The sequence below is a fragment of the Labrys sp. (in: a-proteobacteria) genome (genome assembly GCF_047605565.1).
Taxonomy (GTDB): domain Bacteria; phylum Pseudomonadota; class Alphaproteobacteria; order Rhizobiales; family Labraceae; genus Labrys; species Labrys neptuniae.
The window spans coordinates 1-13,117 of record NZ_JASGFM010000060.1 but is presented as its reverse complement, the minus strand read 5'-3'; the positions used below and the strand labels follow the sequence as shown (position 1 = coordinate 13,117).

Sequence of the window (13,117 nt, the reverse complement as noted above, 5' to 3'; positions counted from 1 at the left end):
GCCGGCGCGTGCCGAAGCTTGATTGAACAGCGCGACGATCGTCTGGGGGATTCTTCGCCTCAGACATCGTCCACCGGCGTCAAAGCCGACAACGGACCGGTCAACGGCCGATGAGGAAACACGACATCCGGCACGGGTGCGCTGGGCTGTGCCCGGCCGGCGGGGGAGAGCATCGATGTCAGTCAGTACGGCAAGTGTAGACCCTTCGGCGCCGATGAGCAGGGAAGACAAGAAGGTTATCTTCGCCTCTTCTCTGGGCACGGCTTTCGAATGGTACGATTTCTTCATTTATGGTTCATTGGCGACCTATATCGCTGCCCATTTCTTTTCTTCGCTGAGCGAGACCGCAAGTTTCCTTGCCACGCTGCTGGCCTGGGCCGCAGGCTTCATCGTCCGGCCTTTCGGGGCTCTCGTCTTTGGTCGCGTGGGCGATCTGGTCGGACGCAAATACACCTTCCTCGTCACCATCACGCTGATGGGCGCCTCGACCTTCCTGGTCGGCCTGCTGCCCAGCTATGCCTGGTGCCAGCAAAATCTCGGCGTCGGCGCCATTGCGCCCACGATCCTGATCGCGCTGCGCATCGTGCAGGGCCTGGCTCTCGGCGGCGAATATGGCGGGGCCGCGACCTATGTCGCCGAGCATGCACCGGCCGGCAAGCGCGGCCTTTACACGGGCTGGATCCAGGCGACGGCAACCGGCGGTCTCTTGCTCTCGCTGATCATCATCCTGCTGATCCGGCAATATATGAGCGATGCCGCCTTCAGCGACTGGGGCTGGCGTATCCCCTTCTGGATCTCGATCATTCTCTTGCTGATCTCGGTCTGGATCCGCATGCAGCTCGCCGAAAGCCCGTCCTTCGTCAAGATGAAGGAGGAGGGGGCAACCTCCAAGGCGCCGCTGAGCGAGGCCTTCCTGAAGTGGTCCAACCTCAAGATCGGCCTGATCGCGCTGTTCGGCATGGTCGCCGGCGAGGCCGTCGTCTGGTATTCGGGGCAGTTCTATGCCTTGCTCTATCTGACCAAGACCCTGCGCGTGGATCTCACCACCGCCTCGCTATTGCTGGGCGTCGCCTTGGCGATCAGCCTACCGCTCTACGTGTTCTTCGGCTGGCTGTCCGACAAGATCGGCCGCAAATGGATCATGCTGCTCGGCTTCCTGCTGGCGGCGGTGTTCTACCAGCCGATCTTCAAGGCCATCACCCACTACGCCAATCCGGCGCTCGAGACCGCACTCGCCAAATCGGCCGTCAGCGTCATCGCCGACCCGGCCGATTGCTCGGTTCAGTTCGACCCGATCGGCACCGCAAAGTTCACCTCCTCCTGCGACGTGGCCAAGAATTTCCTGGCCTCGAGCTCGGTGTCCTACACCAATGAGGCGGCTGCACCGGGGACGCCGGCTTCGGTGAAGATCGGCGAAACCGTGATCCCGTCCTATGTCGCGACAGGCCTCGACGCTGCCGCTGCCAAGGCCAAGAAAGCCGAGTTCACGACGGCCCTCTACAAGGCCTTGAAGGATCATCAATATCCGGTGTCGGAAAAGCAGGCGCCGGTGAAAGACGCCAGCGGTGCCGTCGTCAAGAATCCGGATGGCACCGACAAGACCGCCATCACCTATGCGATGGCGCCGGCCGATCAGTCCGCGATCAACAAGCCCATGCTGGTGGTGATGTTGATCGTGCTGATCGTCCTCGTCACGCTGGTCTATGGCCCGATGGCCGCCGCCCTGGTGGAGCTCTATCCCACCCGCATCCGCTATACCGGCATGTCCTTGCCCTATCATATCGGCAATGGCTGGTTCGGCGGCCTGGTACCCTTCGTGATCTTCGCGATGGTGGCGGCCAGCGGCGATCTCTATTACGGCTTGTGGTATCCGATCGTGGTTGCGGCGCTGACCTTCGTGATCGGCTTGCTGTTCGTGCCGGAAACCAAGGATCGCGATCTCGACAATATTCCGTCCTGATTGCCAGGCAGACGAGTTGGAAATCGGCGCGGCACTCCGGTGTCGCGCCGTTTTCGTTTTGGTGAAGTCTTTCGCGCCAACCCGCGGTGTCACGCTGGAAATCGCGGTCCTCACCAGGATAGACTTGTCATGGAGGGGTTCGAATCGATGTCCGACAATCCGGTGCGCAGGCGCCTGCTGGAACAGCGGCAGGCCTTGCTCGATCTTGGCCTGCGCAATCGGCTGATCAACCTGCCGATGCGTACCAAGGGCGTGCGCACCATCGAGCTCATCGAGGCCAAAGCCCCCGAAACCTATGACTTGCTGGCGGCCGGCCGGGCATTGACCTTCCTGCCCGGACGCGAGCCGGACGAGGCCGCGCAGGGCGAGCTCGCGATCGAAGGCACGCAGGCTTCGCCGGTGGCGCCGGCGGACGCCATGCCGAGCAGCGAGGCCGCGGCGCCGGCTCCCCACCGGTTGCAGACCCGTCTGGCTGCCGAAGCCCTGCAGAAGCGTCTGTTCGACATCTGGTACGATGCCCGCACCATCGAGGAAGAGCAGGGCGTCAACATCCTCTACCTCGCCTTCGGCCTGCTGCGCTGGTACGAGGACGATAAATCCGACATTGCCCGCCATGCCCCGCTCGTGCTCCTGCCGGTGCGCCTCGAGCGTTCCAGCGCCGCCGAGCGCTTCAGCCTGCGTTCGCGGGGCGAGCCGGCTTCGCCCAATTTGTCGATCCAGGCCAAGTTGCGCGGCGATTTCGGCATGGTGATCGAAGATTTCCCGGATGAGGACGAGGTCGACATCGCCGCCTATGTCGCCGAGATCGCCAGGACCATCTCCGGCAAGGCGCGTTGGCAGGTCTTGCCGGACGCGATGGTGCTCGGCTTCTTCTCCTTCGCCAAATTCCTGATGTATCGCGACCTCGATCCGGACAATTGGCCTGAAAGCAATGCCATCCATGTGCATGGGCCGGTGACCGCGCTGCTGGGAGAAGGCTTCGAGGCCTTCGAGCCTATCGTCCCTGACGGCCAGCCGATCGATCCCGTGATACCGCCGCCGGCGCTCAACCACGTGCTGGATGCCGATTCATCGCAGGCCGTCGCCATCGAGGAGGTGCTGCGCGGTCGCCATCTGGTGATCAAGGGCCCTCCGGGCACCGGCAAGAGCCAGACCATCGCCAATATCATTGCCGGGGCGGCCCTGCAGGGCCGCAAGGTGCTGTTCGCAGCCGAGAAGATGGCGGCGCTCGACGTGGTGCATCGGCGCCTGCGCCAGGTCGGGCTCGGACCGATGACGCTCGAATTGCACTCGACCAAGGCCAATAAGCGTCTGCTCCTGGAGGAGCTGCGGCGAACGCGCGAACTTGCACTGAAGACGCCGGTCCAGGATCCCGGCGTCACGGGGCGCCTTGCCGAGACCCAGGCCGATCTCAACCGGCATGCGGCGATGCTGCATGAGCCGATGGAGCCGAGCGGCATCACGCCCTATCGGCTGCTGGGCCGGCTCGTCGCCCTGCGCGATGCGGGCGGGCTCGCCGGCTTCGCGGTCGAGCGGGCCAGCCAGTGGACGCAGGAGCAGGCCCGGGCTAATCGGGAACTGATGGCGGAACTCGCCGAACGCCTCGGCACCGTCGGTGATCCCGCCGCCAATATCTGGCGCGGCGTTCGGCGCGATGCCATCGATCCCGCCGAACTCGAACGTCTCGCCGGCCTGATGCGCAGCGTCGAGGCGGATCTGGAAGCGGTAGAAGAGGCGGCAGTCGGCATCATCCGGGATTTCGGGCTCCAAGTGGTGACGATCCGCGATCTCGATGTCGTCTGGCGCACCACCTGTGCGGCCTCCTCGCTGCCCGCCCAGGCCGACCGGCGCCTTCTCGCCCAGCCGGTATGGCGCGAGGACGTCGGCGCCCTCGGTGACCTTGTCGCTCTCGGCAAGGCCTATCGCAAGGTCGTCGAGGCAATGGCGCAGCTCTATCGGGCGGAAGCCTGGACGGCGGATCTGCGGCCGGTCCGTCAAGCCTTCGCCGTGCACGGCGCCTCCTTCCTGCGCTTCTTCTCCGGGCGCTATCGCGGCGCCAAGGCCGAATTCAAGGCCCTGCTCGCCACCGAGATGCCCGGTGATCTCGTCAAGCGGCTCCAGCTTCTCGACGACATGATCTCCGCACAGGAGCTTCGCCGCCATTTCGAGGGCCAGAAGGACATGGGCGCCCGCGCATTCGGTACGCTTTGGGCCGGTGATAAATCCGACTGGGATCGACTGCAGGCCATCACCGATTGGTGGCGGGATCATCGACATCCCGCGCTCGCCCCGGATTTCCTGGATCGGCTGGCCGCCCGGCCTGGCGGCCGCGAGTTCGGCGCCATGGGCGCGGTGATCGTGCAAAGCGTGCCGCGCTTGTTCCACGATCTGAAGGCGCTCAGCGAGTTCCTCGACTACGACCTGGAGGGCGGGCATGGCATTGCCGATTGCGTGGACCTGGAGGTCGCGGCTCTCGTGCGGCAACTGCGCCTCTGGCTGGCCAATCTCGAAAGCATCACCCGCTGGATTGCGTTCACCCATCGCTGCCATGTGGCTCGAGAAGCCGGGCTCGGTGCCCTCGTCGACGGCCTGCTCGATGGCCGCATCCCCGGCGATCATCTGGTAGTGACCTTCGAGCGTGCCTATTACGAAGCCTTGCGCGAGGACCTCTTTGCCCGGCACGCCGATCTCAAGCGTTTCGACGGCGAATTGCAGAATCGCGCGGTGGAGCAGTTCCGCATGCTCGACAGGGCCCGTATCGCGCTGGCGCGCGAGAGCGTGGCCCTCAAGCATTTGCGCGAACGCCCGGCTTCAGCCGGCGGCATCGGCCCGCTCGGCGTGCTCAATGGCGAGTTTGCCAAGAAGCGCAACCATCTGCCGATCCGGCAATTGCTCGACCGGGCTGGCCCGGCCATCCAGCAATTGAAGCCGGTGATGATGATGAGCCCGCTCTCCATCAGCCAGTTTCTCAAACCCGGGGCGCTCAGCTTCGATCTGCTGGTCATCGACGAAGCCTCCCAGGTCGAGCCGGTCGACGCCCTCGGCGCGGTGGCGCGGGCATCTCAATTCGTCGTGGTGGGCGATGAGCGCCAACTGCCGCCGACGCGCTTCTTCGCCAAGCTGACCGGCGAGGTGCCGGAGGAGGACGACAACGAGGAGACCTTCAAGGCGAGCGACGCCGAAAGCGTGCTCGATCTCTGCCTCGCCAAGGGCATGTCCTACCGCCAGCTCAACTGGCACTATCGCTCCCGTCACCAGTCGCTGATCACCGTGTCGAACCGGGAGTTCTACGACAACCGGCTCATGGTGGTGCCGAGCCCGCATGCCGGAGGCCGCTCTCCCAACGGTGGCGATGGAGGCGCGGAGGCGATGGGCCTGATCTTCCGCTATCTCCCCAAGGCCGTCTATGATCGCGGCAACAGCCGTACCAATGCCGAGGAAGCCCGGGTCGTGGCGCAAGCGATCATGGCGCATGCCCGCCATCGCGCCTCCCTCTCGCTCGGGGTAGCCACCTTCTCGGTGGCGCAGCGTCAGGCCATCCTCAAGGAACTCGAGCTGCTGCGGCGAGAGAGTCCCGCCACCGAGGTCTTCTTCAATCGGGAGGGGAACGAGCCGTTTTTCGTCAAGAACCTGGAGAATATCCAGGGCGACGAGCGTGACGTCGTCTTCATTTCGGTGGGCTATGGCCGCAGTGCCGAAGGCTATCTGGCCATGAGTTTCGGCCCGCTCAATCTCGATGGCGGCGAAAGAAGGCTCAACGTGCTGATCTCGCGGGCGAAATATCGCTGCGAGGTGTTCTCCTCCATTCGCGGGGAGGATATCGATCTCACGCGCGCCAATGCGCGCGGCGTCGCAGCGCTGAAGCTGTTTCTCAGCTTTGCCGAAACGGGCCGGCTCGGCACGCCCGTCGAGACCGGCAGGACGCCCGATTCCCTTTTCGAGGAACAGGTCGCCGGCCAGTTGCGGGCGCGCGGGTACCAGATCACACACCAGATCGGCAGCGCCGGCTTCTTCGTCGACCTCGCGGTGGTGGATCCCGATCGGCCGCAGCGCTTCCTGCTCGGCATCGAATGCGATGGTGCCCAGTATCATGCCTCGCGCTCGGCCCGCGACCGCGACCGGCTGCGCCAGCATGTGCTGGAAGGGCAAGGCTGGGTGATCCACCGTATCTGGTCGACCGATTGGTATCTGCGCCCCCACGAGGAACTCACCAAGGTCGAGGCCGCGATCGAACGGGCGAAGGCCACCTGGCGCAGACGGGACGAGGAACTGGCCGTGTCGGCCGAGCCGGAAAGCGCGAAGGAGGAAGAGCCGTTACCTCTACCGCCGCCGCTGTCGATCGACGAGCCGCTGGCCACGCTCGGGGAGGAGCCTGCCCCGTCTTCGCCTGCGCGTCCCTATGTCGAGGCACGCCTTGGCATCACGGGCACGGCGGAACTGCATGAGGTACCGACGGCAGGCATGGCGGCCTATGTCGTGGGCGTGGTCGAGGTCGAAGGACCGGTGCATGAACAGGAGATCGTAGCGCGCATCCGCGATTCCTTCGGTTTGGCGCGAGCCGGCAACCGGGTGCGCGAAGCAGTGCAGGACGGCATCGACGTCGCCCGCGTTACCGGCAGGATCGTCGGCGGGCCCTTTTACAAGCTGCCGGAAGCGCCGGTGGTTCTGCGCGATCGCTCCATGGTGGAAAGCGCCGGCCTGCGACGTCCCGATATGCTGCCCAATGAAGAGGTCGAAGCTGCCTTTCTCGCCGTGATTGCCGCCAATTACGGGGCGCCCCGCGATGCACTGATCGTGGCGGCTGCCCGCCTGTTCGGCTTTGCGGCGACCAGTTCCGTGCTGAAGGAGCGGCTCGACGATGTGCTGACGGTGATGCTGTTCAAGGGGCAGCTGAAGCTGCAGAACGACCTGATCGTCAGCGGTTGAGAAGGTCTCTTCGGAGGAGCACGGTCATTGGGCCGGAGACCGTGAAGGCGTTTTTCCGAGGGCTTCTCCGACCTGTGCGGGCGGAGACCAAGCCTGGAGAACGGAAGGCTCCATCGCGGCGAAATCGTGATGCTGTTAATCTCTTTTTTTCCATATTTTCAAAGTGATGTGCAGGTCTTTGAAACTCGGCTCATCAGGAAACACTTTAACACGATCCCGCCATCGATCAGACACGTCCTGGAAAGGTTTGCCGGGCATGATCCAGCCTTCGTTACAAAGGGTCGTGTCATGTTCTACGCGTTGCTGTTCGCTTTGGCCTCGGCCTGCTGCCTCTATTATGTCAGCTACGACATCTGAAGGGGCTCGACGCATCGCTGTGGCATCGTTCCCTGCGCTCGCAACGAAACTTTACATGTCAGACCGAGGGCGGAAGCATCCAGGCCTGATACTGCATTCTCCATCAGGAGAATTGCCGTGTCGTTTCGAGCCAATGCCGTTTCGGTCTTTCTGCAGGGAGCATTGACGAGCCTTGCCGCGCTCTTGGCGGTGAGCGCGATGCTTGCCGTGCTCATCATCGCCCTTCATGAAGGGGTGACGCATCTCCTGTAGCGATCGGGCGCGCGCGAACCGCAAACGCGCCCGATGCGTGCAGCCTCAGGAGCCGGTATCGCGCAGATCATGCACCAGCCGAGGCCGGTGAATGGCCCCGGAGGGGAGTGCCGGTGCCGGCGGGCGATGGCGGGCATCGACCAGGGCTTGGAAGTGGGAGAGCAGTCTGCGGTAGAGGCCTTCGCCGGCAGCGGCATCCTCCAGGCCGAGATCGATATTGGGATTGTCGTTGATCTCGATGACCACCACACCGGACTTGGTCTGCTTGAGATCTACGCCATAGAGGCCGTTGCCGATCAGCCCTGCCGCCCGCACTGCCGGTTCGATCACCTCGCGCGGCACTTCCTCGACCGGCACGGCCTGGGTGCGGCCTTCGGTATAGGCGCCGGCTTCGCCATGCTGGATGATCTGCCAGTGCCCCGAGGACATGAAATATTTGGCTGCAAAGATTACCTCGCCTGCGAGGATGCCGATGCGCCAGTCGAAGGGCGTGTAGACGTAATCCTGTACCAGGATGAGGCCGGACTGCTTGAGCATGGTCGCGGCAATCTCCTGAAACTGCTGCCAATTCTCGGCCTTCTTCACGCTGAGGCTGAAAGCGCCGTCAGGCACCTTCAGCACCGCGGGATAGGTCAGCTGGGTCTCGAAGCCTGACAGCGTGCGCCGGGTGAGGAAGAGGGTGCGGGGTGTTGCGATACCGTTGCCGGCGAGGAGTTCCGACAGGAAGGCCTTGTTGGTGCAGCGCAGGATCGAACCGGGATCGTCGATCACCGGCATGCCCTCGCTGGCGGCCTTGCGGGCGAAACGGAAGGTATGGTGCGCGATCGCCGTGGTTTCGCGGATGAACAGGGCGTCGAACTGGCTGAGGCGCGGATAGTCCTTCTTCTCGATCAGTTCGACGGCAATATCCATGTCCTGGCCGATGCGCATCATGGCTTGCAGGGTCTTCAGCTTGGAAGGCGGCAGGGGATCCTTGGGGTCATGCAGGATTGCCAGGTCCATGCGCGGGCTACTGGTCGAGGGCGCGTGGCGCCAGGGGCGCCGGCAGAAGCGGGTGAGGCCATCGAGAAACAGGCCATCGCGGGCAGGGTCGATATCGCGCAGGTCGAGCGGATGCAGGGCGGCGACCTTCCAGCCGGCGCCGTCTTCGAGGCGTACGAGGTCGATCGCCAGCAGCGGGCAGCGGAACAGTTCGAAGCTGCGGCCGGCAAACTCCGCCAGCCCGCGATCCTCGACACCGCGATCCTCGGCATTGCGCTCCTCGACCTGGCCGAAAAACACCTGGATGCGCATCGCTTCCACCGCTTTGGGTACGGAGGCGAGCGGGCCGAGGCAGCGCTCCAGGCCGGCGAGCTTCTGGGCCTGCACTGCCTTGACCTGCAGGTCGGTGATTGCCTCCATGCTCGGCGTCACCCGCTCACCGCGCGCTTCGGCGAGCAGGGACACATAGTAGCCGATGCTGAGATAAGCATAGCTGCGGCACAGATTGATGATACGGCGGGGCCGCTGCAGCAGGCCTGGTCCTTCGGCGATGAAGTCCTGCGCGGTGATCACCCGGACACCGGGTACGGACCAGCGAAAATCACTGGATTTTTCGACGATGATCAGTTGAGCGGGCATTGGCTGCTTTCATGTAGGGAAGAAAGGCGATCGGCATCACGATCGCCCACCGCGTCTTTCCGCAGGCGATTTGGAGGGAGCTAAAGATGTGTTAAAATAGGTGGTTACGTGTGTTTGCGTATCTATTGCAGCGCGCTCTGCCTGAGGCAGTCGCGGTCGACCAGACGCTGGAAGCGAATGGCCTCTGTCCCGTCCTCGTAATAGTTCGCCACACGCCTGAAGGGCTGAAAGCCGAGGCGGCTGAACAGGGCCTGGGCAGCGAGGTTGTCGCTGCGTGTTTCCAGGCGCAGCAGATGGGCACCGGTCCCGGCGCTGCTGGCCATGGCTTGTTGGAGCAGCGCCTGGGCGATGCCCTGCCGACGGGCACGTGGCGCCACGGCAAGGGAATAGAGCCGCGCGACGGCCGTGCGGCGATTGGTGAGGACGACGCTGCACCCCGTGAGGCCGGCGTCATCGTCGCTGACGATGACGAGGGCGGAAGGGCTGGTCAGCAGATGGCGCCAATCGCGGCGGCTGAGGCGATCGCCGGCGAAGGCTGCGTTTTCGAGATCGACCAGGGCGGGAAGATCCGCCGAACTCGCCTCGCGCAGATAGGGTACGGTCATGTGCGACAGACAGATTGATAGCGACAATGACCGTGAGGGTAGGGCGTCGGCGCTGCCCCAACAAATCAGGATTGCATAAGGAAACGGTTGCGCGTCCGATTCCGGGAAGCCCTCCATCATGCTGGAGACAAACGTTTTTTTGCCGTTCACTGTCTCGGCTTGATGGGGTCAGGCCCCGGTCAATTCTGCCTGTTCGGGTTGAAACGAGCGGCGATGGAAAGGGAGAATGGACGAGGCCTGCCTCACTTGTTGCCGCCGGGCTCGGGGAACTCGATGGGCCCGCCCGCCTTCTCCCAGGACGAAAAACCGTCCTTGAGGTGAGCCGCCGCGAAGCCCATGTCCTGGAGCGTCGCCACGGTAAGGGCCGAACGCCACCCGGAGGCACAATGGAAGACGAACTTCTTGTCCTCCCCGAAGATGTCCTTGAAATAAGGGCTTTCCGGGTCGACCCAGAATTCCACCATGCCGCGGGGAGCATGGAAGCTGCCGGGAATATAGCCCGAACGCTGCCTCTCCCGGGGATCGCGGATGTCGACGATGACCACATGGGGGTCGCCGACCATGGCGATCGCATCCCTGGTCTCGATTTCCTCGATGCGTGCGCGAGCGGCCGCGACCATCTGAGCCGACGAGAGCTTGAGTTTCTTCATCCTGGCGTTCCGTCCCCGTCTATATCCATTCTGCGTCCTGGCGTCCCCAGTTCAGGCCCGGGAAGCGCTCCGTTCAAGACGGTAGATTGCCGCGAGGCCGGCAGCGCGATCAGCGCTTTCCTCAGCGCCAATTGCTCTCCCGTTCCGAACTCGGTGCGAATTCGGGAGGCACCACCACCATCGGATTCTCGCCCGGAACGTAGTTGTCCACCAGCGCATAACCCTCGGCAATGATGGCTTCGACATTCTGGCGGGTCATCGTCACGTCGAACGGCAGATGCGCTGCAAAGGGATCCCAGTCGGAACATACCGTGCTGACCTCGCGCATCGCCTGGCGCGGCACCTGCAGGGAAAACTGCACCAGTCCCTCAAAAGCCGTGATGGAGTTGATGAACAGACCGTCCGGCATGCGGCCGAGCGCCTGGAAGCGGGCTGCGAGCGCCTCCCGCGCCGATGAGGGGCGGTAGCCGCAGCAGGAAACCTCCGACGTCGTCTCCTGGCCACTGGCCGCCACGGCGTCGCGAAAGCCCTCGATGCGGCGGTCGGTGGCATGCTCGCCGGCGATGCCGCCGAGAAACAGCAGGTCGCGCGGCGCCGTCCGGCGTTTGCGCAGCTTGGCGATCAGCTTTTCGGTGAGGGTGCGTGCACCACCGTAATTGTCGGTGACGACCGAAGGCGCGTCACTGCCGGGCAGGTCGAGATTGACACAGGGAATGCCGGCGGCGCGGCAGAGCGCATTGAGGGGCTGCGTGTTGCGCACGCCGGCGATGAAGAGAAACTCGACCTGTTGGGAGAGAAGGGTGGTGGTAACGCTCGCCTCGATCGCTTCGTCCCGCTGCGTGCTCACCACGATCGGGCAGAGGCCGCGCTGGCGTGTATCCGTTTCGAAAGCCTCGGCCAGGCCGGCGAAGAAGCGGTTGCGGTAATGGGGGATGATCATGCCGGCCAGGCCGGAGCGCGACAGGCGCAGGCCTCGGGCCTTCATATTGACGGCATAACCCAGGTCCTGGGCGGCCTTCAGCACGCGCTTGGCCGTGTCCTCCTTGATACGGTAGCGCGTCCAGCTGCCATTGAGCACCAGGCTGACCGTTGAAGGAGAGGCCTTGGTTGCAGCGGCGATATCATAGATGGTGGACCTGCGTCCGCTGGGTGAGCGCGCCATCGTCCCCTCATTTGTCCTGCGGATCGAATTGGAGACTCGATCATCAAGCCAATGCTAAATCCTTTTAGCTACCTTGACAACAAATGCTGAATGGATTTAGCTCATGGGGCGTCGGCGATACTGCCACTATGCCGGCAACCAGAACAAATAGGGAGGAACCGTTCAATGGCTTCGAATTCTGATTTCACGCACAAGGCGAGACTCGATCGCCGCAGTTTTCTTGCCGCCTCGGCGCTGGGTGCCGCTTCGCTGGTGCTGCCGGGCATGGTCGGTGCCGCTCGGGCCTCCAAGGACAAGCCCGTCATCGGCGTGGTGGTGAAGATCGGTGGCATTCCCTGGTTCAACGCCATGGAAGCCGGGATCAAGAAGAAGTCGGCCGAGCTCGGGGTCGAGGCTTTCATGGTCGGACCCACCAGCGCCGACCCGGCCCTGCAGGTGCGCGCCATCGAGGATCTGATCGCCAAGGGCGTGGACGTGATCGGCGTGGTACCCAACGACGCCGAAGTGCTCGAGCCGGTGCTGGAGCGGGCCCGCAAGGCCGGCATCAAGGTGGTCACGCATGAATCGCCCAAGCAGAAGCAGGCCGATTGGGATTTCGAGCTGGCCTCGGTGAAGGGCTTCGGCGATGCCTATGGCAAGCAGCTGGTCGAGGCGCTCGGCGGCAAGGGCGAATATGCCGTGTTCGTCGGCTCGCTCACCGTGCCGCTGCACAATGCCTGGGCCGATGCGGCCATCGCCTATATCAAGCAGAACGCACCGGAGATGAAGCTGGTCGGCGACCGCTACGGCGTCGCCGAGGACGTCGATGCCTCACGCTCGACGGCTCTCGACCTCATCCGTGCCCATCCCGGCCTCAAGGGCTTCCTGGCCTTCGGCAGCCAGGGACCGATCGGCGCCGCCCGCGCCGTGGCCGAGAAGGGCAAGAAGGGGCAGATCAAGGTGCTCGGCCCGTTCTCTCCCGGGCAGGGCCGCAAACTCGTCAAGGACGGCACGCTGACCGGCGGTTTCATGTGGAACCCGATGCTGGCCGGCGAGGTCTTCGTCACCCTGGGCACCATGGTGGCCAAGGGGCAGGAGATCAAGGACGGCACCACGATCGAAGGACTGGGCGTCGTGCATCCCGACGGGCACAATCTCATCGTCGACCAGCTCGTATCCCTCAACAAGGATACCATCGACGAACTCGCCAAGATGGGCCTGTAGGCCCCGCGAGAAGAGGCGGGAGCCGGCGAGGTTCCCGCCCTGGCGAACCGACCGGGCGTTGCCGGCGCGCTCCATTATTTGGGGGTGCCGGCTCGGCGCGCCGGCGTTTCGCTTCAATCCTTCCCTCCTGGCCGGGAGACCGTCATGGCCGCCACAGCCGCAATCACCGATACGCCTGCGACGCCGCTGCTTTTCCTGCGCAACATCTCCAAGCGCTTCGGGGGCGTGCGTGCGCTCGAAAACGTCTCCTTCGAGGTGCTCCCCGGAGAGGTCTTGTGTCTTGCCGGCGAGAATGGCTGCGGCAAGAGCACGCTGATCAAGCTGATCAGCGGCGTCTATCGCCCCGAACCGGGCGGCGAGATGCTGTTCGATGGGCGCACCA

The 13,117-nt window shown here is 64.0% G+C and carries 9 protein-coding genes; 5 read left to right on the top strand and 4 right to left on the bottom strand.

The features are described 5' to 3' along the window. The first annotated feature begins 175 nt into the window (after positions 1 to 175). From QM672_RS30595 to QM672_RS30585, 3 genes are all read left to right on the top strand, one after another. Complete coding sequence (locus QM672_RS30595; RefSeq protein WP_415087119.1) at positions 176 to 1,960, top strand: MFS transporter; 1,785 nt, start codon at positions 176 to 178, stop codon at positions 1,958 to 1,960. 129 nt (positions 1,961 to 2,089) lie between these two features. Continuing rightward, the gene (locus tag QM672_RS30590; RefSeq protein ID WP_415087117.1) at positions 2,090 to 6,886 is read left to right on the top strand and encodes a DUF3320 domain-containing protein; all 4,797 of its coding nucleotides are present in this window, start codon (positions 2,090 to 2,092) and stop codon (positions 6,884 to 6,886) included. 474 nt (positions 6,887 to 7,360) lie between these two features. Further along, on the top strand, positions 7,361 to 7,495 hold the full coding sequence (locus tag QM672_RS30585) for a hypothetical protein (protein ID WP_311941867.1): 135 nt from the start codon (positions 7,361 to 7,363) through the stop codon (positions 7,493 to 7,495). Positions 7,496 to 7,540: 45 nt separating this feature from the next. On the opposite strand, the gene QM672_RS30580 is transcribed toward QM672_RS30585, so the two are convergent. The 4 genes from QM672_RS30580 to QM672_RS30565 form a co-directional block, all read right to left on the bottom strand. Next, entirely contained in the window at positions 7,541 to 9,115 is a 1,575-nt protein-coding gene (locus QM672_RS30580; protein WP_415087115.1) for a RimK family protein, read from the bottom strand. Between the two features lie 122 nt (positions 9,116 to 9,237). Next, positions 9,238 to 9,720: a GNAT family N-acetyltransferase gene (locus QM672_RS30575; protein WP_415087113.1), complete on the bottom strand. Its 483-nt coding sequence runs from the start codon at positions 9,718 to 9,720 to the stop codon at positions 9,238 to 9,240. A 242-nt stretch (positions 9,721 to 9,962) separates the two neighbouring features. Then, on the bottom strand, positions 9,963 to 10,370 hold the full coding sequence (locus tag QM672_RS30570; RefSeq protein WP_415087111.1) for a rhodanese-like domain-containing protein: 408 nt from the start codon (positions 10,368 to 10,370) through the stop codon (positions 9,963 to 9,965). Between the two features lie 121 nt (positions 10,371 to 10,491). Continuing rightward, positions 10,492 to 11,532 carry a LacI family DNA-binding transcriptional regulator gene (locus QM672_RS30565; RefSeq protein WP_311941857.1) on the bottom strand — a complete coding sequence of 347 codons (1,041 nt, stop codon included), beginning with the start codon at positions 11,530 to 11,532 and terminating at the stop codon, positions 10,492 to 10,494. A 264-nt stretch (positions 11,533 to 11,796) separates the two neighbouring features. Between QM672_RS30565 and QM672_RS30560 the strand changes: the two genes are divergently transcribed. Next, the gene (locus QM672_RS30560; protein WP_394309421.1) at positions 11,797 to 12,735 is read left to right on the top strand and encodes a substrate-binding domain-containing protein; all 939 of its coding nucleotides are present in this window, start codon (positions 11,797 to 11,799) and stop codon (positions 12,733 to 12,735) included. 144 nt (positions 12,736 to 12,879) lie between these two features. Next, a partial coding sequence (locus tag QM672_RS30555) for an ATP-binding cassette domain-containing protein (protein ID WP_415087109.1) occupies positions 12,880 to 13,117 on the top strand: 238 nt, incomplete at its 3' end.

Excerpts from the sequence above, each read along its gene's own strand:
- QM672_RS30575 (WP_415087113.1), bottom strand. The coding sequence starts at position 9,720 with ATGACCGTACCCTATCTGCGCGAGGCGAGTTCGGCGGATCTTCCCGCC.
- QM672_RS30590 (WP_415087117.1), top strand. The coding sequence starts at position 2,090 with ATGGAGGGGTTCGAATCGATGTCCGACAATCCGGTGCGCAGGCGCCTG.
- QM672_RS30565 (WP_311941857.1), bottom strand. The coding sequence starts at position 11,532 with ATGGCGCGCTCACCCAGCGGACGCAGGTCCACCATCTATGATATCGCC.
- QM672_RS30595 (WP_415087119.1), top strand. The coding sequence starts at position 176 with ATGTCAGTCAGTACGGCAAGTGTAGACCCTTCGGCGCCGATGAGCAGG.
- QM672_RS30570 (WP_415087111.1), bottom strand. The coding sequence starts at position 10,370 with ATGAAGAAACTCAAGCTCTCGTCGGCTCAGATGGTCGCGGCCGCTCGC.
- QM672_RS30560 (WP_394309421.1), top strand. The coding sequence starts at position 11,797 with ATGGTCGGTGCCGCTCGGGCCTCCAAGGACAAGCCCGTCATCGGCGTG.
- QM672_RS30580 (WP_415087115.1), bottom strand. The coding sequence starts at position 9,115 with ATGCCCGCTCAACTGATCATCGTCGAAAAATCCAGTGATTTTCGCTGG.